Below are 23004 nucleotides of genomic sequence, written 5' to 3' on the forward strand. Positions count from 1 at the left end.
AGGAACACTTCGGATGATGATCCGCGATAACCGTCTCAAGACATCCCTTCTGCGTGGCCTGACCCTCACCCTGCTTGGCTTGACGCTGCTCTCGCCCACCGCCTACTCCGCCGACAAGGTGTCCCTGACCCTGTACAACGGCCAGCACAAAGAAGTCGGCGATGAACTCGCCAAGGCCTTCGAAGCCAAGACCGGCATTCACGTCAACGTGCGCAAAGGCAGCAGCAACCAGCTCGCCAGCCAGGTCGTGGAAGAAGGCGCGCGCTCCCCTGCCGATGTGATCTACACAGAAGAATCGCCGCCGCTGAACAAACTCGGCGAGCAAGGCCTGCTGGCCAAGATTGATGCGAGCACGCTGGACGTATTGCCCAAGGATTACGTCGGCAGCAACGGTGACTGGATGGGCGTGACCGCTCGTACCCGCGTCGTGGCCTTTAACCCCAAACTGATCGCCGAAAAAGACCTGCCCAAATCGGTACTCGATTTCGCTGGCCCCGAGTGGCAAGGCAAAGTCGGCTTCGTGCCCACCAGTGGCGCATTTCAGGAGCAGGCCGTGGCGATTATCAAGCTGCACGGTCGCGAAGCTGCTGAAGAATGGCTGACCGGCCTGCGCGCCTTCGGCAAGGTGTACAGCAACAATATGGTCGCGCTCAAGGCCGTGGAAAACGGCGAAGTGGCCACCGTGCTGGTGAACAACTACTACTGGTTCGCCCTGAAGAAAGAAAAAACCAACCTGGATTCTCAGCTGCATTACTTCACCGATGGCGATGTGGGCGGCCTGATCACCGTGTCCTCGGCGGCGGCGCTCAAATCCAGCAAGCACCCCAAAGAAGCCCAGCAACTCCTGGCATTCATGGCCAGTGAAGAAGGCCAGCGCGTCATCACCAATACCTCGGCCGAATACCCGCTGCGCAAGGGCATGCAATCCAATCGCGGCCTCAAGCCGTTCAGCGAGCTGCAACCGCCGAAAGTCACCCCGGCAGACCTTGGCAACGCCGAAGAAGCCCTGGACCTGGAACGTGACGTTGGCTTGAACTGATGAACCCATCGCTACCCGCCGGGGTGTTCACCCCCCGGCGCAAACGCCCGTCGATCTGGTTGTTGTTACCCGTGCTGTTTCTGGTTGGCCTGAGCCTGCTGCCGCTGGTATATGTCGGGACCAAGGCCTGGCAGGCCGGCTGGGCGGAGGCGGTGCACCTGCTGTGGCGGCCGTATGTGTTCGGGCTGTTGCGCAACACCTTGGCTTTGATGGTTGGGGTGACGGTGGCTTGCGGCGTGATCGGCCTGTCACTGGCGTGGCTACTGGAGCGCAGCAACCTGCCGGGGCGACGCATCTGGGGAGTAATCCTGTGCCTGCCGTTTGCGGTACCGGCCTTTGTCAGCAGCTTTACCTGGGTCTCGCTGAGCGCCAACTTCGAAGGGCTTGGCGGGGCAATACTGGTGATGACCCTGTCCAAGTACCCACTGGTGTTTCTGCCGGTGGCGGCGACATTGCGCAATCTTGATCCATCCCTTGAAGAGTCGGCCCGCACGCTGGGACTGAATCGCTGGGGCGTTTTTTTCCGAATTACACTGCCGTTGCTCTGGCCCTCGCTGCTGGCCGGAGCCCTGCTGATCGCGCTGCATATGCTGGTGGAATTCGGCGCGCTGTCGATCATCGGCCTGCAAACCTTTACCACCGCGATCTACCAACAGTTCGAACTGGAATTCAGCAACGCCAATGCCGCGATGCTCTCGGCGGTGCTGCTGGTGATGTGCCTGACGCTGCTGTGGCTGGAGCTGCGGGTGCGCGGCAAAGGCCGGCATGTGCGCATCGGCCAGGGCGCGGCGCGGCATGCTGAACAGGTCAAGCTGGGCAAATGGTCGACCGTGGGCCAGCTGTACTGCCTGGCGCTGGCGATCATTGGCAGCGGCATTCCGCTGGGGATGCTCGCTTACTGGCTGGCAGTGGGCTCATCGGCGGCATTCCCGGTGGCCGAAATTGGTGAGGCGCTGCTGTCCTCTCTGGCACTGTCGTTGGGCGGCGCTGCACTTTGCCTGGTATTAGCTGTACCGGTGGGGCTGCTGGTGGTGCGCTACAAAGGCCAGTTGGCGATTTGGGCTGAGCGCCTGCCTTATCTGCTGCATGCCCTGCCAGGGTTGGTGATTGCGCTGACACTGGTGTATTTCGCCCTGCACTATGTGCCGGCGCTGTATCAGACCTCGGCGCTGCTGCTGATTGCTTATGCGCTGTTGTTTTTGCCGCTCGCTCAGGCGCCGATTCGAACCGCACTGAACAAAGCTGCGCCGCAATTGGAAGAGGCGGCACGCACGCTGGGCTCCTCGTCGTTCAGCGCGTTTTGCCGGGTGACCTTGCCGATTATTTTCCCGGCCTTGGGGGCGGCGTTCGCGTTGGTGTTTCTGGATGCGATGAAGGAGCTGACGGCGACTTTGCTGCTCAGCCCAACGGGGCTGAATACCCTGGCGACTGCCGTGTGGGCGCATACCTCGAATGTTGAGTTTGCGGCGGCGGCGCCGTATGCGGCGCTGTTGATTCTGGTGTCGGGGTTGCCGGTGTATCTGCTGACGACGCGGATGTATTTGAGCCGCTGAGACCGCTATCGCAGGCAAGCCAGCTCCCACATTCGATTGCATTCCAACGCTGGAACTCGGTCAAATGTGGGAGCTGGCTTGCCTGCGATGAGGCCGGCGCAGACGACGCTAAGCCCGAAACTGCCCCAAACTCGCCTTCAACTGCGCTGCCAACCCATCCAGCACCTTGCCACTGGCCGTCGTCTCCACCACCGCCTGCGCGGCCCGCTCGGCCTGGGCGTGGATCACCTCGACCCGGCCACGCACCGCATGCGCGCCCTGGGCCTGGTGCTCGGCCGCACGCGTCGCCAGGCCAATCGCCGCATGCACTTGCTCCACCGAAGCCTGCACCGACTGTTGCAAGCGCACACTGTCGCGCAGCACCAACAACCCTTCATTCGCCTGGCGCCCGGCCTTGCCGATGGTTTCCACCGCTTCCCGTGCGCCCTGCTGCAACGCCACGATATGCGCCTGGATATCCCCAGTGGAGCTTTGGGTTTTACTCGCCAGCGCCCGCACTTCGTCCGCCACCACCGCAAAACCTCGCCCGGTCTCACCGGCACGCGCCGCTTCAATCGCCGCATTCAGGGCCAGCAGGTTGGTCTGCTCGGCAATCCCGTGAATCACCGTCAACACCACTTCGATCTGCTCGCTTTGCTGCGCCAACCGCTCGATCACCTGGGAACCGGCCTGCACTTGCCCCGCCAGCGCTTCGATCAGGCTGCCGACCTCAGCCGAGGTCCGTGAGTTTTCGTCCGTGGCCTGGCGAATACCCACCACCTGCTGCAACGCTGCCTGCATTGCATGGCTTTCGGCCTGGGCCTCATCGGCCATTTGCGACAGAGCGCGCAAGCTTTCGGCAACTTCGTCGCGCTGCAAACCGGCCGCCTTGTCAGCCCCGGCATTGCGCAAGGTCATGGCGCCGATTTCGACGCCGGTGCGCTGTGCCACATCGCCGGCCTCACGCACGATTGGCTGCAACTTATCCACAAAGCGATTGACCGCCGAGGCCATGTCGCCGATTTCGTCCTTGCTGTTGATCTGCACACGCTTGGTGAGGTCGCCCTCGCCCGCCGCCAGGTCGTCCATAGCGGCAATCAACAACTTCAGCCGATTGACCACACGGCGCCCCAGCACGATGGCGATCAGCAGTAATACGCCAAACCCGACAATGGCGAGCCCCAGGCCGATGCGCCAGCGCAACGCTCCCGCAGCGTCCTGTACGGCGCCGCTGGTGTTGGCGGTCATCTGGGTGGCAGTGGCTTGCGCCGATTGCAGGCGCGCGCCCATGGCCGCTGCGCTGTCGGCGGCGGCGCCTTTGAGGCTGTCACCGACCAACTGATCACTGCTCGCGATCAGTGCGGCAAAACGCTTGTCCAGCGCCGCCAGGTCGGCCTCTACGGCTTTGGTCGAGACGCCCATGCGGACTTTGCCGATCTCCGTGCCGTTGGGGCTGATGGACGCCTCGACGTAGAACACCGAAGGGTCGTTTTTAGCCGCATCCAGGACCTTATCCAAGGCTCGGTCGCCCTTGCCCTTGTCGAGCAGTGCCTGGTTGATCGGGTTTTCGCGATTGAGGTAACGGGTCAGGTGCTCGCCAGCGGCGTCGTCATACACCACGAACAACACGTTGGGATTACGCTGGGCGCGCCGGGCGAACTCCGACAATGTCGGCACGTCGCTGTCCCACATGGCGCGGGGCGCCACCGACGCCAGCAGTTGGGCCATGTCATTGGCCGAGTCCTGCAGGTCTTTTTCCAGGGTCGCACGCAGTTGCTTCTGCTCCTCTTGCAGGCGCGTGGAAAGCCCTGCGGTCAGGCGCTGGCGCGTGCTCGAAGACAAGCTGTCCAGGCTCGAGGTGACTTCCTTGCCGGCTTGCGCCAGCTCGCCAGACAGTTTCTGGCTGTCGGCACCCAGGCGGCTGCTTAAATCCGCTTCCAACGCCGTCACGGTGCTTCGCGTCAGGGCAACGGCCACCAGCACTTGCACCAAAAGAGCGATACCTAGGGTAACGAACACCGGCCGCAACAGCCGGCTTTGTAACAATGAGAGAACGGCAGACACGGTAAATCCCTCCACCACGGGTGCCATTAATTTGATAGCACCGCGAAAGAAAGAACCGTAGCAAGGGTCGTGCCGATTGCCAGCCGGCCACAAAAAAGGGCTCCCGAAGGAGCCCTTTGCTTTTTACATCAACAGCTTATTAAGCGAACGGGTGACGCAGAACGATGGTCTCGTTGCGGTCCGGGCCTGTCGAAATAATGTCGATCGGCGCGCCGATCAGCTCTTCAACACGCTTGATGTAGGCACGAGCATTGGCCGGCAGTTCTTCCAGGGTTTTGGCGCCCACGGTCGATTCGGTCCAGCCCGGCACTTCTTCGTACACAGGCTGCAGGCCTACGTAGCTGTCAGCGTCGGTCGGTGCAACATCCTTGCCTTCGGCATCTTTGTAGCCGATGCAGATGTTGATGGTTTCCAGGCCGTCGAGAACGTCCAGCTTGGTCAGGCAGATGCCCGAGATGCTGTTCACATCGATAGCGCGGCGCAGGATAACGGCGTCGAACCAGCCGCAACGACGGGCGCGGCCAGTGGTAGCACCGAACTCGTGACCTTGCTTGGCCAGGTGCGCGCCGACTGCGTCGAACAGCTCAGTCGGGAACGGGCCCGAACCCACGCGCGTGGTGTAAGCCTTGGTGATGCCCAGGATGTAGTCCAGGAACATCGGGCCAACGCCCGAACCGGTCGCAACGCCACCCGCGGTGGTGTTGGAGCTGGTCACGTACGGATAGGTGCCGTGATCGATGTCCAGCAACGAACCCTGGGCGCCTTCGAACATGATGTCTTTGCCGGCGCGACGCAGGTCGTGCAGCTCGGCGGTCACGTCCAGCATCAGCGGCTTGAGCAGCTCAGCGTATTCCTTGCACTCAGCCAGAGTCTTTTCGAACTCGATGGCCGGCTCTTTGTAGTAACCCACCAGCATGAAGTTGTGGTAATCCACCAGCTCACGCAGCTTGTCTTCAAAGCGCGGCATGTTGAGCAGGTCGCCCACACGCAGGCCACGACGTGCAACCTTGTCTTCGTAAGCCGGGCCAATGCCGCGACCGGTGGTGCCGATCTTCAGCTCGCCACGCGCCTTTTCACGGGCCTGGTCCAGCGCAACGTGGAAGGACAGGATCAGCGGGCAGGACGGGCTGATACGCAGGCGCTCGCGCACCGGTACGCCTTTCTCTTCCAGCTTGGTGATCTCACGCAGCAGGGCGTCAGGTGCAACCACAACACCGTTGCCGATCAGGCACTGCACGCCTTCGCGCAGCACGCCCGACGGGATCAGGTGCAAAACGGTTTTTTCGCCATCGATGACCAGGGTGTGGCCAGCGTTGTGGCCACCTTGGTAGCGCACTACGGCGGCAGCATGTTCGGTCAGCAGATCAACGATCTTGCCTTTGCCCTCATCACCCCATTGGGTGCCCAGGACTACGACATTCTTACCCATAACACTTGTCCTCATTCGCGCAAACTTGGTGCCGGCGATGGCCGGCAGGAAAACTCAAGAAGCCAGTGGCGATACTTGCCAAAGCCCGTTCTGCAGAATCAATTGCCGGTCGCAGTCCGCTTCACGGGCGGCGGCCAATGGCTGCCCAGGCAAAGCCTGGACAACACGCTGACCCTCACTGCGCAACTGGCAAACCTGCTGCCAGAGTGCTGCGTCCGTACTGTCGGGCATCCAGATGCCACCAGACGGCAGCTCGACCTCAGCACGCCCCAGGGTCACCAGGGTTTTCAAATCGGTAGAAAAGCCAGTCGCCGGACGTGCGCGACCGAAGTCAGCGCCGATATCGTCATAACGACCGCCCTGGGCGATGGCCTGGCCAACACCCGGCACAAAAACGGCAAACACCACACCGGTGTGGTAGTGATAGCCGCGCAACTCACCCAGGTCGAAATACAGCGGCAACTCGGGGAAGCGCGCCGACAACTGCTCGGCAATCGCAAACACATCATCCAGTGCAGCCAATACCGGCGCCGGCGCATTGGCCAGGCGCTCACGGGCAGCCACCAGCACTTCACGGCCACCGCACAGGTTCACCAGTGCGCGCAGCATGTCGGCCAGGTCCGCAGGCACGCCTGCAGTCAGGGCGATGACTTCATCGATCGCCTTGCGCTGCAAGGCATCGAACAACTGTTGCTCCACTTCACCGGACAAACCAGCCGCACGGGCCAGACCACGGTAGATACCAACGTGGCCCAGGTCCATGTGTACATCCGGCACATCGGCCAGTTGCAGCATGGCCAGCATCAGGCTGATCACTTCAACGTCGCTGCTCGGGCTGGCATCACCGTACAACTCGGCGCCCAACTGGATCGGGCTGCGCGAAGACGACAATGCACGCGGCTGAGCATGCAGCACGCTGCCGGCGTAGCACAGGCGGCTCGGGCCTTCGCGGCGCAGGGTGTGCGCATCGATGCGCGCCACCTGCGGCGTGATGTCGGCACGGAAACCCATTTGCCGGCCCGATTGCGGGTCGATGACCTTGAAGGTGCGCAGATCCAGGTCCTGGCCCGCGCCGGTCAGCAGGGATTCCAGGTACTCGATATGGGGGGTCACGACAAACTCGTAACCCCAGCTCTGGAACAGATCCAACACCTGGCGACGCGCTACTTCAATGCGCGCAGCTTCTGGTGGCAGTACTTCTTCGATGCCATCTGGCAGCAGCCAGCGGTCTACCGTTGCCATTACGCCATTCCCCTATGATCCGGGCGGCCAGCCCTCGGCCGAGCCTTGAGTGAAGCAGAAAATACCCACGCTTTGCATAATCCACGCGCAAGAGCGACGTGACGAACGGCCTGCCAGCGGCCTCGTCGGGCACTTTCCTCGAAAAACCTGTGGCGCCTGCCGAATCAAACATGCAGACGCAAAAAAGCCGGGAATTTCCCGGCTGCCGCATCATACACCCGTTTTCTGAAAGGATCACCCCGCCAGGCATTTTAGCCGCCCGACGGAGTGCGCCCTAAGGTCACAGGCTTGGTTACTTGGACTTTTCCAGGTAGCGGAAGAAGTCGCTGCTTGGGTCCAGCACCATGACGTCGGTTTTGTTCGCGAAGCTTTCACGGTAGGCACGCAGGCTACGGTAGAACGCGTAGAACTCCTGGTCCTGGCCGTAAGCCTTGGCGTAGATCGCCGCAGCTTGCGCGTCGCCGTCACCACGAGCCTCTTCAGACTCGCGATAAGCCTCTGCCAGCAGTACACGGCGCTGACGGTCGGCATCCGCACGGATACCTTCAGCCAACTCGTTACCTTTGGCGCGGTGCTCACGGGCTTCACGCTCACGCTCGGTGCTCATACGCTCGAACACGCTGCGGTTCACTTCCTTCGGCAGGTCGATAGCCTTGACCCGGACATCAACCACTTCAATGCCCAACTCTTTTTCTGCCATCGTGTTCAGCGAACGGGTGATGTCAGCCATCAGCGCATCACGTTCACCGGATACCACCTCGTGCAGGGTGCGTTTACCAAACTGGTCACGCAGGCCCGATTCCAGACGGCGCGACAAACGCTCGTCGGCAATCTGCTTGAGGCCGGAGGTCGCGGTGTAGAAGCGCTCGGCATCCTTGACGCGCCACTTGGCGTAGGCGTCAACCATCACGGCTTTCTTTTCCAGGGTGAGGAAGCGTTGTGTCGGTGCATCCAGGGTCATCAGGCGGCCGTCGAACTTGCGCACCTGGTTCACGTAGGGGACTTTCACATGCAGGCCCGGCTGGACATCCGCCTGCACCACACGACCGAATTGCAGCAACACCGCGCGCTCGGTCTGAGACACGATGTAGAAGCAGTTCCAGGCAGCGATGACCACGACGACGCCCACAATCAGGGCGGTCAGCGATTTATTGCTCATCAACGACTCTCCCTGGTACGTGTTTGCTGTTGCAGCAAGTCAGCGGCCGCACGGGCGCTCGCTTCGTTGGCAGCGGCATTCGAGCTGCTGGACGGTGCGCTGGTGCCGCTACGACCACCTTCGATCATCTTGTCCAGCGGCAGGTACAGCAGGTTGTTCTGCCCACCTTTGCTGCCGGTCACGAGAACCTTGCTGGTGTTGCTGAAAACTTCCTGCATGGTGTCCAGGTACAGACGCTCACGCGTGACTTCCGGAGCCTTGCGGTACTCGGCAACCAGTTTGGTGAAGCGATCCGCCTCACCCTTGGCGCGGGAGACCACTTCGTCGCGGTAACCGTTGGCATCTTCAAGGATACGCTGGGCCTGACCACGGGCTTCCGGTACGACACCGTTGGCGTAGGTTTCAGCCTGGTTGCGCGAACGCTGCTCGTCTTCACGGGCGCGGATCACGTCATCAAAGGCTTCCTGCACTTCGCGCGGTGCAGCTGCGCTCTGTACGTTCACCTGAGTGACGGTGATGCCGGTGCGGTAGGTATCGAGGAACCGCTGCAGGCGCTCCTTGATCTCGCTGGCCATCAATTCACGACCTTCGGTCAGCACCTGGTCCATGGCGGTGGAACCCACCACATGGCGCAGGGCACTTTCGGTTGCGTGTTGCAGGCTGATTTCCGGCTGATCAACGTTCAGCACGAAGTCCTGCAGGTTGCTGATCTTGTACTGCACGGTCAGCGGCACTTCGACGATGTTCTCGTCTTCGGTCAGCATCTGGCCCTGCTTGGTGTAGGCACGCTCACGCGTGACGTTCTCCATGTACTTCTTGTCGATCGGCGGGAAATAGATGTTCAGGCCTGGCCCGACAGTCTCGTAGTACTTGCCGAAGCGCAGCACAACAGCCTGCTCCTGCTCGTCCACCACGTACACGGCGCTGTACAGCCACACGGCTGCGAGCACGACAAGCCCGAGGCCCAGCAGGCCATAGCCGCCGCCCTTGCTTGTGCGACCGCCGTCGTCACCACCACCACGTTTTTTTCCACCACCGAACAACCCATTCAGGCTTTCCTGCAGCTTTCGGAAGGCCTCGTCGAGATCTGGTGGCCCCTTGCGGTCGCCATTATTGCGGCGTTTACCACCCCAAGGATCCTGATTATTCGAGTTGCCACCCGGCTCATTCCAAGCCATAGCGCTCTCCATCTGATAAAGCAAAGACGCACCCACGGCGCGCCGACCAATGCTACAGAATGCCTGCTACTGCGGCACAACCGCTTTCGGAGGCTTTTATTGCAAAGTGTGTTGTTCGATGAACTCTGTCGGTACCACACCTTCACGGCTGACCAGCCGATTCAGCTCCGAGCGCGGCAATCGAACGGCCAGCAAGCTGACACCTTCTTCGTCGTATTCTTCTTTCTGTACGGCGCCCAGTTCGAAAAACTGTGCACGCAGTCGAGCAAAACGTTGCGGCAAGCGCAAGGTGCCGACAAACAAATCGCTGCCCAGCAGTTCGGCAATCGCTTGTTCAAGCAACTCCAGACCACTGCCATCGCGCGCCGACAGCCATACCCGCTGGGGCTTGCCGTCTTCATCGCGCTGGATTTGCGGCTCAACACCCTCAAGCAAATCGAGTTTGTTATAGACCTCGAGTATCGGCAAGTCTTGTGCACCAATCTCGCCCAACACCACCATCACTTGCTCGATCTGCAACATGCGATCCGGTTCGGCCGCATCGATCACGTGCAACAGCAGGTCGGAATTGCTCGACTCTTCGAGCGTAGACCGAAATGCCTCGACCAGCTTGTGGGGCAAATGACGAATGAAACCTACTGTGTCGGCCAGGACAATCGGCCCCAGGTCGTCGATATCCAGACGGCGCAAGGTCGGGTCAAGGGTGGCGAACAGTTGGTCGGCCGCGTAAACGTCCGATTTCGTCACGTTGTTGAACAGCGTGGATTTGCCGGCGTTGGTATAGCCCACCAGGGACACGGTAGGGATATCCGCACGCGAGCGGCCACGGCGTGATTGTTCGCGCTGGCTGCGTACTTTTTCCAGGCGGCCCTTGATCTGGCGCAGGCGCACCCGCAGCAGACGGCGGTCGGTTTCCAGCTGGGTTTCACCCGGGCCGCGCATGCCGATGCCACCACCCTGGCGTTCAAGGTGAGTCCAGCCGCGTACCAACCGGGTGCTCATGTGGTCAAGCTGGGCCAGTTCTACCTGGAGCTTGCCTTCATGGGTACGGGCGCGCTGGGCGAAAATATCGAGAATCAGACCGGTGCGGTCGATCACGCGACACTCGAAAACACGTTCGAGGTTACGTTCCTGACTGGGCGTGAGGGTGTGATTGAAGATCACCAGATCGGCTTCTTCGGCGTGAACCAGGTCGCGCAGTTCCTCGACCTTGCCGCTGCCTATCAGGTATTTGGCGGTTGGCCGATGACGCGGTACGTTAAAAAACGCAACGGTCTCGGCGCCGGCCGAATTTGCCAACTCCTGAAACTCCTGCGGATCTTCGCGCGCCTCAGGGTCCTGTCCATCCAAGTGAACGAGGATTACTCGCTCACCACCACCGTGGCGCTCAAAGAACAAAGGAGACTCCTATCAGGCGTTACCTGGCTCAGCGTCACCCTGTTCATCACCTGCTGCGCTAGGCAGACGGATTGGACGAACTGGAACGACTGTCGAGATAGCGTGCTTGTAAACCATCTGGCTGACGGTGTTTTTCAGCAGGATCACGAACTGGTCGAACGACTCGATCGTGCCTTGCAGCTTGATACCGTTAACCAGGTAGATGGAAACCCCAACTTTCTCTTTACGTAAAGTATTCAAGTAAGGGTCTTGTAGCGAATGCCCTTTTGACATGTGCCGCACTCCTTTAAGGATCAATAATAAAATTCGGAAAATAGATAGCTTATGGCCGTCACACCCCCAAGGATAGACGGCAATTGCAAGGACTCAGCTCAATATGGAGACCGATCCCAAGTATTTCAAGGCGCGTGACAGATTGTCGCTGTCCAGGCTGTCCAACCAGTGCAACTCGCTCCAGCTGCGCAGCCAGGTGAACTGGCGCTTCGCCAATTGGCGCGTGGCAATGATGCCGCGCTCCTGCATTTCGGCTGACGTCAGCTTGCCATCCAGGTGTTCCCAGACTTGGCGGTAGCCTACAGCACGTATCGAAGGCAACCCGGCATGCAGGTCACCTCTGGAACGCAGTGCTACGACCTCGTCCACAAACCCCTGTTCCAACATAATTGTGAATCTTTGTGCAATTCGTTCATGCAACACCTGGCGATTTGCCGGAGCAATGGCCAGATTCGCCACAGTATAGGGCAATTGTGACCGTCCAGATGCGCCTGCATCAGCACTTTGCGCAGTTTGTTTCAGCCTGTGTTCAGTCATGGTCTGGCCGCTCACCCGCCAGACTTCCAGGGCGCGACTGAGGCGCTGGGGGTCATTGGGGTGAATGCGCGCAGCGGAAACCGGGTCGACTGCCGCCAACTGGTCGTGCAGGGCTTGCCAGCCAAGGCGTGCAGCCTCTTCTTCAATTTCGCCACGCACCTGGGCGTCGGCCGCAGGCATATCCGCCAAGCCTTCCTGCAAAGCCTTGTAATAGAGCATCGTACCGCCCACCAGCAGCGGAATATTGCCCCGCGCGGTGATCTCGGCCATGGCGGCCAGGGCATCGGCACGGAAATCGGCGGCGGAATAGCTCTCGGCCGGGTCGATGATGTCAATCAACCGGTGCGGATACTGTGCCAACAGTTCTTTTGAAGGCTTGGCCGTGCCGATGTCCATGTCCCGGTAAACCAGGGCAGAGTCGACGCTGATCAGCTCGCAGGGCAGCACTTTGGTCAGCTCGATGGCCAGGTCGGTCTTGCCGGCGGCCGTAGGGCCCATCAGGAAGATGGCGGGGGGCAAGGCACTCATCAACGGCCGCGCAAGAACAGTTTGTCCAAGTCGTCCAGGCCCATTTGGGTCCAGGTCGGTCGGCCATGGTTGCATTGCCCGCTGCGCTCGGTGTTCTCCATGTCGCGCAGCAAACCGTTCATTTCCGGCAACGCCAGGCGGCGGTTGGCGCGGATTGCACCGTGGCAGGCCATGGTACCGAGCAGTTCGTTGATATGTGCCTGGATGCGGTCGCTGGTGCCGTATTCCATCAGGTCGGCCAGCACGTCGGCGACCAGGCGGTTGGCTTCGGCTTGCTTGAGCAAGGCGGGAATCTGGCGAATAGCCAGGGTTTCCGGGCCCAGGCGTTGCAGTTCGAAGCCCAGCTTCTGGAACACGCTGTGGTGCTCCTCGGCGCAATCGGCCTCACGCTGGCTTACAGCCAGGGATTCCGGCACCAACAGCGGCTGGCCGCTCAGACCTTCACTGGCCATGGCGATCTTCAAGCGCTCGTACATGATCCGTTCGTGGGCGGCATGCATGTCCACCAGCACCAGGCCGTGGGCGTTTTCAGACAGGATATAAATGCCCTTGAGCTGCGCCAGCGCATACCCCAAAGGCGGAATATCACCGCCGCCCTCAGGCAACGCCACAGTGCCCGGCTCGGCCCCCGGCAGCGGTGCAAAAAATTCGCGATAGGCCGCCTGAGCCTCGGCTACCGGCACAGTCGACTGCGGGCGTGGCGTGTATTGATACTGATAACCCGCGCCCGCACCGGACCCTGGCGCGGTGTAGGAAGGCTGCGGCTGCGGCGATTGCAGCAGGTTGGCCGCCAGGCTCATTTCGCCCTGAGGCCCGAACTCGCCAGCCTCCGGACCGCTCGGCCTTACCGCCGCCGTCACAATCGGCGCTGACAACTGATCATCCGGGCGCACATCGCCCAAGGCGCGGTGCAGCGTGCCGTAGAGGAAGTCATGCACCATGCGCCCGTCACGGAAGCGCACTTCGTGCTTGGTCGGGTGCACGTTGACGTCGACCACCGACGGGTCGACTTCAAAGAACAGCACAAACGTCGGGTGCCGCCCGTTGAACAGCACATCGCGATACGCCTGGCGCACCGCGTGGGCCACCAGTTTGTCGCGTACAGCACGGCCATTCACAAAGAAATACTGCAAGTCCGCCTGGCTGCGGGAGAAGGTCGGCAAACCGACCCAGCCCCACAGGCGCAAGCCATTGCGCTCGATTTCAATCGGCAGCGCCTGCTCAAGGAAGCCTGCGCCGCAGATCGCCGAGACCCGCCGAGCGCGCGCGGCGTCGTCATGGGCTTCGTGCAGGCTGAGGATGGTTTTGCCGTTGTGGCGTAAATGGAACGCCACATCAAAACGCGCCAACGCCAGGCGCTTGATGACTTCTTGCAGGTGATCGAATTCGGTTTTTTCAGCCTTGAGGAACTTGCGTCGCGCGGGCGTGTTGAAAAACAGGTCGCGAACTTCAACCGACGTCCCCACCGGGTGCGCGGCCGGCTGCACACGAGGCGCCATGTCACGGCCTTCGGTTTCCACCTGCCAGGCTTGCTCGGCGCTGCGGGTGCGCGAAGTCAGGGTCAGGCGTGCTACGGAGCTGATGGACGCCAATGCCTCACCGCGAAAACCCAGGCTCATTACCCGCTCAAGGTCTTCAAGGTCGCGAATCTTGCTGGTGGCGTGACGAGCCAGGGCCAGCGGCAGGTCATCCGAGGAAATCCCGCTGCCGTCGTCGCGGACCCGCAGCAGCTTGACGCCGCCCTGCTCCACATCGACATCAATGCGCTTGGCACCGGAGTCGATACTGTTTTCCAGCAATTCCTTGATCACCGACGCCGGGCGCTCAACCACCTCACCCGCAGCAATCTGGTTGGCGAGGCGCGGGCTGAGCAGTTCGATGCGCGAGCCACTGTTCAATAAGGAGTCGCTCATTACTGCGCCGCCAATTCAGTGCCAGGGATGGTCAACACCTGACCGACTTTCAATTCATCGGTCTTCAGGTTGTTGGCGCTGCGCAAGGTCGCGGCAGATACCTGGAAACGCACGGCCAGCATGGCCAGCGTGTCGCCGGGTTGCACGCGATGGTCACGCGGGCCTTGGGCGATTTTGCCGGAATCACGCAGCCAGGCAATGTAGGTACCCGGCGGCGGGTTCTGCTGGAAGAACTGGCGAATACCCGCGCTGATCGAACGCGCCAGCGCCTGCTGGTGATTGGCGCTGGCCAGCTTCGAGGCTTCGTTGGAGTTGGAGATAAACCCGGTTTCCACCAGGATCGACGGGATATCCGGCGACTTCAACACCATGAACCCCGCCTGCTCCACGCGCTGTTTGTGCAGGGACGTCACGCGGCCAATGTTGCTGAGGACTTTTTGGCCGACGTTCAAGCTGGAGGTCAGCGAAGCGGTCATCGACAGGTCGAGCAGTACACCGGCGAGCATTTTGTCCTTGTCGTCGAGGGACACGTTGCCGGCCCCGCCGATCAGGTCGGAACGGTTTTCACTGTCGGCCAGCCAGCGTGCGGTCTCGGACGTGGCGCCACGATCCGACAAGGCAAACACCGAGGCACCGAAGGCAGCGGTTGATGGCGCGGCGTCGGCGTGGATCGACACAAACAGGTCTGCACCCTTCTTGCGGGCGATTTCGGTACGGCCACGCAGCGGGATGAAGTAGTCGCCGGTACGGGTCAGCTCGGCGCGATAGCCTTTCATGCCATTAACCTGGCGCTGCAGTTCACGGGCGATGGCCAGTACCACATCTTTTTCATGCTGGCCGCGCGAGCCGGAGGCGCCCGGGTCTTCCCCGCCGTGGCCGGCGTCGATCACCACAATAATGTCGCGCTTGCCCGCAGGCGCAGGTGGTGGCGGCGGCAACTTGACCTGCGGCTGCGACGGGTTGACCGGCACGGCCGGAACAGTCGCAACGCTTGGGGTTGGCGCAGGCGGCGGTGCAGCGTCGGCGGCGTTGTCGAACAGGTCGACCACCAACCGATTGCCGTATTGGGCATTAGGCGCCAGCACAAAGCTTTTCGGGGTCACGGCCTTTTTCAGGTCGATGACCACACGCAGGTCCGTCGGCGTGCGCTGGGCCGAGCGCATCGCGGTGATCGGGGTATTGGCGGTTGAGACTTTCAGCGGCGCGCCGAGGGTGGCGCCGTTGATGTCGATCACCAAGCGATCGGGCGCCGTCAGGGTAAAGACACTGTGCTGGACCGGGCCAGACAGGTCGAACACCAGTCGCGTGTTATCCGGCGCTCGCCACAGGCGAACACTTTTCACCTGTGAAGCAGCCAGAGCATTGAAAGTCATTGCCGCAAGCAACACCCCTACGACAGCAACCATCGCGCGAAAGCGCATACCTAACCCCACCAATTTTATTTGAATTCCAATGCCAGGGCCGCGCACCAAGACTGGCCGCGCGCACTCTGGGGCAACAACTTCAGCTGACGTCCACGCTCATGCGGCGTAATGGTAATGGTCAGGTCCGGCTTTGGCAAAAAGCCTGTGCCTTTATCTGGCCACTCGATCAAGCACAGTGCGTCTTCATCGAAGTAATCACGGATGCCCATGTACTCCAGTTCTTCGGGGTCGACCAGCCGATACAGGTCGAAATGGAAGGCGCGAACTGCACCGATCTCGTAGGGTTCGACCAAGGTGAACGTCGGGCTTTTTACCGCGCCCGTGTGGCCCAACCCACGAATGATCCCTCGCGACAGCGTGGTTTTGCCCGCGCCCAGGTCCCCTTCAAGGAATATCAGTCCTGCGCCGGCCGTAACCTGTGCAATACGCTGACCCAACGCAACCATGGCGTCTTCATCAGCCAGAAAAAGGCTTACTTCAGGCACGGCGACTGCTCCTCCAGCAATTGACGAATGGCAGGTATCAGGTCGCTGGCGGCCAGGCCGCGACCATAAGTGCCTTGGCGATCCCCCGCCGTGGCGTGCAACCACACGGCCAGGCAACTTGCCTCATAGGCGGGCATGCCCTGGGCCAGCAATGCACCCACCAAGCCGCTCAGCACATCACCCAAACCGGCCGTCGCCATCGCCGGGTGACCTTGGTCACAGCGCGAAACACGGCCGTCCGGGCTGGCAATCAAACTGCCAGCACCCTTGAGGATAGCCACTGCATTGAATTTCTGGCTTAACGCGCGCGCCACGTTAAGGCGATCGGCCTGAACCGCGGCTGTCGTGATGCCCATCAACCGCGCCGCCTCACCGGGATGCGGCGTGATAACGCTGTTGGCCGGCAGGCTTACGACGCCTGCGGCCAACTGGTTCAAGGCGTCAGCATCCCAAACTTGCGGCTGCTGGGCGTTGGCGGCAACCGACAACAGGCTTTTGCCCCAGGACGCTGCGCCCAGGCCAGGACCGATAACGATCACCGAGATTTTTTCCAGCAGCCCCATCAACTGATTGGCCGAACTGACGCCGACGGTCATCACCTCCGGCAAACGTGCGAGTGCGGCTGGCACGTGTTCCGGGCGAGTCGCCAACGAAACCATGCCTGCGCCACTGCGCAAGGCGCTTTCGGCGCTGAGCAGCCCGGCACCGCCAAAGCCATGGTCGCCGCCGATGACCAGCAGGTGACCGAACTGGCCTTTATGGGCGTCCGGGGAGCGTGCAGCCAGTTGCGGCAAATGGCCGTGCAACAGCGGCTGTACGTCGGTAATTGTGTGTTTTGTCTGCGGCATGCGTCTTCAAGCTCCGATGTCTGGCAGAATTATACGCATCTAACCTGTGGTTTCCCGTGTCTCATGCCTGCAATTACTTCCGATCTGCCCGCCCTCGCCCAATCGATCAAAGACTGGGGCCGCGAGCTGGGCTTTCAACAAGTCGGCATCAGCGGCCTGGACCTGGCCGAGCATGAGCAGCACCTGCAACGCTGGCTCGACGCGGGCTACCACGGCGAGATGGAATACATGGGCGCCCATGGCAGCAAACGTTCGCACCCCGATGAACTGGTGCCGGGCACGCTGCGTGTGGTTTCGCTGCGCATGGATTATCTGCCAGGCGACACGCAAATGGCGCAGTTGCTGGCCAAGCCAGAAAAAGCCTACATCTCCCGTTACGCCTTGGGCCGCGATTACCACAAGCTGATCCGCAAGCGCGTGCAACAACTGGCCGACCGTATCCAGGCACAGATCGGCCCGTTCGGCTTTCGCGCCTTTGTCGACAGCGCGCCCGTTTTGGAAAAAGCCATTGCCGAACAAGCTGGCCTCGGCTGGATCGGCAAAAACACCCTGGTACTCAATCGCAAGGCCGGCAGCTATTTCTTTTTAAGCGAACTGTTTGTCGATTTGCCGTTGCCCGTGGACGCGCCTCACGTCACCGAGCATTGCGGCCGCTGCACCGCATGCCTGGATATCTGCCCCACCAATGCCTTCGTCGGCCCCTATGTGCTCGACGCGCGGCGCTGCATTTCCTACCTGACCATCGAGCTCAAGAGTGCGATCCCCGAGGACCTGCGCCCACTGATCGGCAATCGAGTGTTCGGCTGCGATGACTGTCAGATTGTTTGCCCGTGGAATCGTTTCGCCCGATCCACGGCCGAAAGCGATTTCAAGCCACGGCACAATCTGGATAACGCAGAACTGGCCGAATTGTTTATGTGGGACGAGGATAAATTCCTCAGCAACACAGAAGGCTCGCCCCTGCGTCGTGCCGGGTATGAGCGCTGGCTGCGCAACCTGGCAGTGGGCCTGGGCAACGCGCCGTCAAGCATTCCGGTACTCGAAGCCTTGAAAGCACGTCGCGATTATCCGTCCGAACTGGTGCGCGAACATGTGGAATGGGCGCTGAACCAGCACGCTACGCGCTAGTGCACGTCGTCGTTGTAGACAAACTTGGGCATTTCCCAGTGAAAACGTATCGCCAGCAACCGCAATAAAAAGCCGCTGAACAAAGTCAGCAGAATCGCCTGCTCGCTGGGCAGTTGCAGATACAGGCACAGCATGTAGAACCAGGCGGCGAGAAACGACACACTGGCGTACAGCTCGCGGCGAAAGATCAGCGGGATGTCGTTACAGAAGATATCGCGCAGGATGCCGCCGAATACGCCCGTGATCACGCCGCTGACTGAAGCCACCAGCATGCCGTGACCCATTTCCAAAGCAGTCATGCAGCCGATCAGGGTAAACGCCACCAGGCCCAAGGCGTCCAGCGCCAGGAACAGCGAGCGCAGACGGCGCATCAGCGGTGCAATAAAGATCGTCACCAGCGCGGCGATCGAGGTCAGCACCAGGTATTCCGGGTGTTTGACCCACGTCAGCGGGTAATGCCCCAACAGTACATCACGCACCGAACCGCCGCCCAGCGCCGTGACGCAGGCGATCAGCACCACGCCAAACCAGTCCATCCCACGGCGCCCGGCGGACAGCGCGCCGGTCATGGCTTCGGCGGTGATGGCGATGAGGTAGAGCATCAACAGCATGATGGCGATCCTTGCGAATAGGCGCGCATTCTAATCATTGGGTGATGGCACCAAAAGGGGGCAGCAGGCGAAAGACCGCGTCGACAGCATCGCAGGCAAGCCAGCTCCCACATTTGAATGTGTTCACAAGTCAAAGTGTGGAAGCTGGCTTGCCTGCGATAGGGCCAGAGCAGGCGCCACAGATTCAAGCCTTGATGAAATGCTTGCGGTAATGCTGCAACTCGGCGATCGACTCGCGAATGTCATCCAGCGCCAAATGCGTGCTGCCTTTGTGGAAGCTGTCCTTGACCTCCGGCGCCCAGCGCGCCGCCAGCTCTTTGAGTGTGGACACGTCCAGGTTGCGATAGTGGAAGTAGCTTTCCAGCCCCTTCATGTGCGTATAAAGGAAGCGACGATCCTGGCAGATGCTGTTGCCGCAGATCGGCGACTTGCCCTTGGGCACCCACTTTTCCAGGAAGGCGATGGTTTCAGCTTCGGCCTCAGCCATGCTGATGCGGCTCTCGCGCACGCGCTGGGTCAGGCCCGAGTTGCCGTGGGTGCGGGTATTCCACTCGTCCATGGTGGCCAGTACAGCGTCGCTGTGATGGATGGCGATCACCGGACCTTCGGCCAAGGTGTTGAGGTTGCTGTCGGTGACAATGGTCGCCATCTCGATGATGACGTCGGTGTCGGGGTTCAGACCGGTCATTTCCAGATCGATCCAAATCAGGTTCTGTGGGTTTTGCATGGCTTGATTCTCTTGGCCCTTGGCTTAGCTGCGCAGTTTAGCAGGCGGGGGCGTGCTAGACTCGCGACCGTTTTACCCAACCTTTGCATTATCGACACGGAACACCAATGGCCAAACGCCAGCTCAATCGCCGCCAAAACTGGCGCATCGAAAAGATTCAAGGCGAACGCGCCGCTCGCGCCGCCAAACGTGAATCCTCCGCCGTGGAAGCGCTCGAGGGCGGCGACCTGGGGCCTGAACAAACGGGCCTGGTGATCGCGCACTTTGGTGTGCAGGTCGAAGTCGAGGCGCTCGAGGGCGAACTCGCAGGCTCGGTGTCGCGCTGCCACCTGCGCGCCAACCTGCCTGCGCTGGTCACCGGCGACAAGGTCGTGTGGCGTGCCGGCAACCAGGGCATCGGCGTGATCGTCGCCCAATTGCCGCGCACCACCGAACTACGCCGCCCCGACAGTCGTGGCCAGCTCAAGCCAGTGGCGGCCAACGTCGACATGATCGTGATCGTGTTCGCGCCGCTGCCCGAGCCGCACGCCAACCTGATCGACCGCTACCTGGTCGCAGCCGAGCATGCCGGCATTCGCCCGCTGCTGCTGCTGAACAAATTCGACCTGATCGATGAGCAGAACGCCCCGGCGCTCAACGCGTTGCTGGCGGTCTACCGCACCCTGGGTTACCCGGTGCTGGAAGTGTCGGCGCATCACGGCAATGGCATGGAACAACTGCAACAGCAGTTGGACGGGCGCATCAGTGTGTTCGTCGGCCAGTCTGGCGTGGGCAAGTCATCGCTGGTCAACAGCCTGCTGCCGGAAGTCGACACCCGTGTCGGCCCGCTGTCGGAACTGTCCGGCCAGGGTACCCACACCACCACCACCGCGCGGTTGTTCCACTTCCCCGGCGGCGGTGAGTTGATCGACTCCCCAGGCATCCGTGAATTCGGCCTCGGCCACGTCAGCCGCAGCGATGTGGAAGCGGGCTTCATCGAGTTCAACGACCTGATCGGCACCTGCCGCTTCCGCGACTGCAAACACGACCGCGAGCCGGGCTGTGCGTTGCTCAAGGCCCTGGAAGATGGGCGCGTGCAGCAGCAGCGAATGAACAGCTATCGGTCGATTATTGCGAGCTTGCCGGAGAGCAGCTACTAACGATCCACTTCTTGATACACATAAACCAGTGTACTGAAGCCCCTAGTCCATTGATTTAATAGGAGCAGGCATCAAGAATCCGGACCAACTGGGTGGCTCATACGCACAAGCCAGCTTGTATTCGGATTTCTCGATGCGCATAATTGCTCCGTCACCAGCGAAAGCTGGCAGGAGTCTGGATCCTTTTCGGGGTTGATCCAGCGGCGCAGAAGGGGCGAAGCAAGCTCCACTGCGCGTCGAATGAAGCCGCCTTCGGGCGGCTTTGCTTTTTGTGGGGCATTAACAACTGCACAGAAAGACTCGCTCCAAGGGCCGGGAGTACTTCGTGCCGCGCCTGTGCGTGGAGGACATGCGAGGTGTCATCAGCGGCGTCAAAGCCTACCTTCCTCTCTGAACACAAATGAAAACGCCCCGACATAGTCGGGGCGTTTTCATTTACAACCAACAAAGACCGCTTACGAACCCGGCGTTGGCGCAGGCGCCGTAGGGTCTTTCACCCCGCCGTCATCAAACAGGTTCAGCTTCTGCCGCAGCTCATGGGCCGGCAGCGGCTCCTGCCCTGGCGGAATAGCATTCGGATCTGCCGGCACTTCACCCGGAGCGCCTTCGCCCTGGGTCGGCGCCGCAGGTGGCGGCTGATCACCTTCAATCGCACGCTGGGCTTTTTTAGTCAGCACCACGATATCGATACGGCGGTTGATCGGGTTGAACGGGTCTTTAGGGTCAAACAACTGCGAGGACGCAAACCCCACCACGCGCGCCACTTGCGGGTCGGGATAGCTGCCCGCCACCAGCGCACGACGGGCGGCATTGGCGCGGTTGGCCGAAAGCTCCCAGTTGCCGAAGTCGCCTTGGCCCGCATAGGGCTTGGCGTCGGTATGACCGCTGATGCTGATCTTGTTCGGCACCGCCTTGATGGTGTCGGCCATGGCCAGCAGGATATCTTCGAAGTACGGCTTCAAGCGCGCACTGCCGGAGTCGAACATCGGCCGATTGGCCGCATCGGTGATCTGGATGCGCAAGCCTTCGGGGGTGATCTCGAAGGAAATCTGATCCTTGAACTTCAGCAGCTGCGGGTTTTCTTCGACCTTGGTCTGCAGTTCCTGCAGCAACAACTCCAGGCGCTCTTTCTCGACCTGCTCGGCCATGCTCTCGACGGTGTCGCGCTCGATCGGGATATTTTCCTGCGGCGACTCGGTCTTGACCTCGGGGTTGATGGTGCGCTCAGGCGCCAGTTGCGGTGAGCCGCCCAGGTCGATCACGAAGGGCGAGCCGCTTTCCGAAAAACCAATCGGGTCTTTGAAGTAACCGGCAATGGCGATCTTCTGCTCGGGCGTGGCGGTCGACATCAGCCACAGCACCAGGAAGAACGCCATCATCGCCGTGGCAAAGTCGGCGAAGGCGATTTTCCAGGCGCCACCATGGTGCCCCGCAGCGAAGCGCTTGACGCGCTTGATGATTATCGGCTGGTTGTTTTCCATGACTTAGCGACCGCGAACCGCTTGTTCCAGCTCGGCAAAACTTGGGCGATGTTTCGGGTACAGCACCTTGCGCCCGAACTCCACCGCCAGCGATGGCGGCATGCCGGACGCCGAAGCCACCAGGCAGGCCTTGATCGCTTCGTACAAATTCACTTCTTCCTTGGCATCGTGGGCCAGGGACGTGGCCAGTGGGCCGAAGAAACCGTAGGCCGCGAGGATACCGAAGAAGGTACCGACGAGGGCCGCGCCCACGTGCATGCCGATAGCCTTCTGGTCGCCCTCACCCAGGGATGCCATGGTCACCACAATGCCCAGTACCGCCGCAACGATACCAAAACCGGGCATGCCGTCAGCGACGCCGGTCACGGCGTGGGAAGGATGTTCCAGCTCTTCCTTCAGGCTGAACAGCTCCATGTCGAACAGCCCTTCGAGCTCGTGCGGGGCCATGTTGCCGGAGGACATGATGCGCAGGTAGTCACAGATGTAGGCGGTCATGCGCTCATCTTTGAGCACGGCCGGGTACTTGGCGAAAATCGGGCTGGCGGCAGCGTCTTCGATGTCGCCTTCGATGGCCATCATGCCTTCGCGGCGGCTCTTGTTGAGGATCTCGTAGATCAGCCCCAGCACTTCAAGATAGAACGTGTGAGAGAAGCGTGAGCTGAACATGCCCAGCGACTTTTTGATCACGTGCATGGTCATGTAGCCGGGGTTGGCCTGCAGGAAAGCACCAAACGCGGCGCCGCCGATGATCAGCACTTCGAAGGGCTGGATCAGCGCGGCAATTTTACCGTGGGACAGGACGTACCCACCGAGCACACTTGCGATGACGACGATGATGCCGATAATTTTAGCCATAGGAGATTGGTACT

Annotated in this window: 20 protein-coding genes; 4 read left to right on the forward strand and 16 right to left on the reverse strand. The window is 61.0% G+C overall.

Annotated features, from left to right (window positions below):
- The first annotated feature begins 13 nt into the window (after positions 1–13).
- Positions 14–1039, forward strand: a complete 1026-nt coding sequence (locus HBO41_RS12890; RefSeq protein WP_017138455.1) for an extracellular solute-binding protein — start codon at positions 14–16, stop codon at positions 1037–1039.
- Positions 1039–2592 (forward strand): iron ABC transporter permease, encoded by a 1554-nt coding sequence (locus HBO41_RS12895; protein WP_099548096.1) that lies wholly within the window; start codon positions 1039–1041, stop codon positions 2590–2592. The genes HBO41_RS12890 and HBO41_RS12895 overlap by 1 nt, the downstream gene beginning before the upstream one ends.
- A gap of 108 nt (positions 2593–2700) precedes the next feature.
- Here the strand turns inward: HBO41_RS12895 and HBO41_RS12900 are convergent, their stop codons facing one another.
- The 12 genes from HBO41_RS12900 to HBO41_RS12955 form a co-directional block, all read right to left on the reverse strand.
- Positions 2701–4635, reverse strand: a complete 1935-nt coding sequence (locus tag HBO41_RS12900; RefSeq protein ID WP_099548095.1) for a methyl-accepting chemotaxis protein — start codon at positions 4633–4635, stop codon at positions 2701–2703.
- A 139-nt stretch (positions 4636–4774) separates the two neighbouring features.
- Entirely contained in the window at positions 4775–6064 is a 1290-nt protein-coding gene (locus tag HBO41_RS12905) for an adenylosuccinate synthase (protein ID WP_017138458.1), read from the reverse strand.
- A 54-nt stretch (positions 6065–6118) separates the two neighbouring features.
- Positions 6119–7306, reverse strand: coding sequence for an ATP phosphoribosyltransferase regulatory subunit (locus HBO41_RS12910; protein WP_017138459.1), 1188 nt, complete (start codon positions 7304–7306; stop codon positions 6119–6121).
- Between the two features lie 292 nt (positions 7307–7598).
- Entirely contained in the window at positions 7599–8465 is an 867-nt protein-coding gene (hflC, locus tag HBO41_RS12915; RefSeq protein WP_017138460.1) for a protease modulator HflC, read from the reverse strand.
- On the reverse strand, positions 8465–9643 hold the full coding sequence (gene hflK / locus HBO41_RS12920; RefSeq protein WP_017138461.1) for an FtsH protease activity modulator HflK: 1179 nt from the start codon (positions 9641–9643) through the stop codon (positions 8465–8467). The genes hflC and hflK overlap by 1 nt, the downstream gene beginning before the upstream one ends.
- 96 nt (positions 9644–9739) lie before the next feature.
- On the reverse strand, positions 9740–11041 hold the full coding sequence (hflX, locus tag HBO41_RS12925; protein ID WP_017138462.1) for a ribosome rescue GTPase HflX: 1302 nt from the start codon (positions 11039–11041) through the stop codon (positions 9740–9742).
- 12 nt (positions 11042–11053) lie between these two features.
- Positions 11054–11314, reverse strand: coding sequence for an RNA chaperone Hfq (gene hfq, locus HBO41_RS12930; RefSeq protein ID WP_003188059.1), 261 nt, complete (start codon positions 11312–11314; stop codon positions 11054–11056).
- 93 nt (positions 11315–11407) lie between these two features.
- Positions 11408–12379 (reverse strand): tRNA (adenosine(37)-N6)-dimethylallyltransferase MiaA, encoded by a 972-nt coding sequence (miaA, locus tag HBO41_RS12935; protein ID WP_169986533.1) that lies wholly within the window; start codon positions 12377–12379, stop codon positions 11408–11410.
- Complete coding sequence (mutL, locus tag HBO41_RS12940) at positions 12379–14292, reverse strand: DNA mismatch repair endonuclease MutL (protein ID WP_138449473.1); 1914 nt, start codon at positions 14290–14292, stop codon at positions 12379–12381. Before mutL ends, miaA begins: the two co-directional genes overlap by 1 nt.
- Positions 14292–15713, reverse strand: coding sequence for an N-acetylmuramoyl-L-alanine amidase (locus HBO41_RS12945; protein WP_017138465.1), 1422 nt, complete (start codon positions 15711–15713; stop codon positions 14292–14294). The genes mutL and HBO41_RS12945 overlap by 1 nt, the downstream gene beginning before the upstream one ends.
- Positions 15714–15730: 17 nt before the next feature.
- On the reverse strand, positions 15731–16201 hold the full coding sequence (gene tsaE, locus HBO41_RS12950; protein ID WP_138449471.1) for a tRNA (adenosine(37)-N6)-threonylcarbamoyltransferase complex ATPase subunit type 1 TsaE: 471 nt from the start codon (positions 16199–16201) through the stop codon (positions 15731–15733).
- Positions 16189–17049, reverse strand: a complete 861-nt coding sequence (locus HBO41_RS12955; RefSeq protein WP_138449469.1) for an NAD(P)H-hydrate dehydratase — start codon at positions 17047–17049, stop codon at positions 16189–16191. The genes tsaE and HBO41_RS12955 overlap by 13 nt, the downstream gene beginning before the upstream one ends.
- A 63-nt stretch (positions 17050–17112) precedes the next feature.
- On the opposite strand from HBO41_RS12955, the gene queG reads away from it, so the two are divergent.
- The gene (queG, locus tag HBO41_RS12960; RefSeq protein ID WP_017138468.1) at positions 17113–18177 is read left to right on the forward strand and encodes a tRNA epoxyqueuosine(34) reductase QueG; all 1065 of its coding nucleotides are present in this window, start codon (positions 17113–17115) and stop codon (positions 18175–18177) included.
- Here the strand turns inward: queG and HBO41_RS12965 are convergent.
- Positions 18174–18791: a trimeric intracellular cation channel family protein gene (locus HBO41_RS12965; protein ID WP_169986743.1), complete on the reverse strand. Its 618-nt coding sequence runs from the start codon at positions 18789–18791 to the stop codon at positions 18174–18176. The genes queG and HBO41_RS12965 overlap by 4 nt on opposite strands.
- Before the next feature lie 181 nt (positions 18792–18972).
- Complete coding sequence (gene orn / locus HBO41_RS12970; protein ID WP_060767947.1) at positions 18973–19515, reverse strand: oligoribonuclease; 543 nt, start codon at positions 19513–19515, stop codon at positions 18973–18975.
- A gap of 107 nt (positions 19516–19622) precedes the next feature.
- Here orn and rsgA point away from each other — a divergent pair, with 107 nt between their 5' ends.
- Positions 19623–20654, forward strand: coding sequence for a small ribosomal subunit biogenesis GTPase RsgA (gene rsgA, locus HBO41_RS12975; RefSeq protein ID WP_003171340.1), 1032 nt, complete (start codon positions 19623–19625; stop codon positions 20652–20654).
- 455 nt (positions 20655–21109) lie between these two features.
- Here rsgA and motB read toward each other — a convergent pair whose 3' ends face one another.
- Both motB and motA read right to left on the reverse strand, forming a co-directional pair.
- Positions 21110–22135 carry a flagellar motor protein MotB gene (gene motB, locus HBO41_RS12980; RefSeq protein ID WP_169986535.1) on the reverse strand — a complete coding sequence of 342 codons (1026 nt, stop codon included), beginning with the start codon at positions 22133–22135 and terminating at the stop codon, positions 21110–21112.
- Positions 22136–22138: 3 nt separating this feature from the next.
- Positions 22139–22990, reverse strand: coding sequence for a flagellar motor stator protein MotA (motA, locus tag HBO41_RS12985; protein ID WP_017138472.1), 852 nt, complete (start codon positions 22988–22990; stop codon positions 22139–22141).
- Positions 22991–23004: the final 14 nt, after the last annotated feature.

Source organism: Pseudomonas sp. WS 5146 (genome assembly GCF_012985495.1).
GTDB lineage: Bacteria > Pseudomonadota > Gammaproteobacteria > Pseudomonadales > Pseudomonadaceae > Aquipseudomonas > Aquipseudomonas edaphica.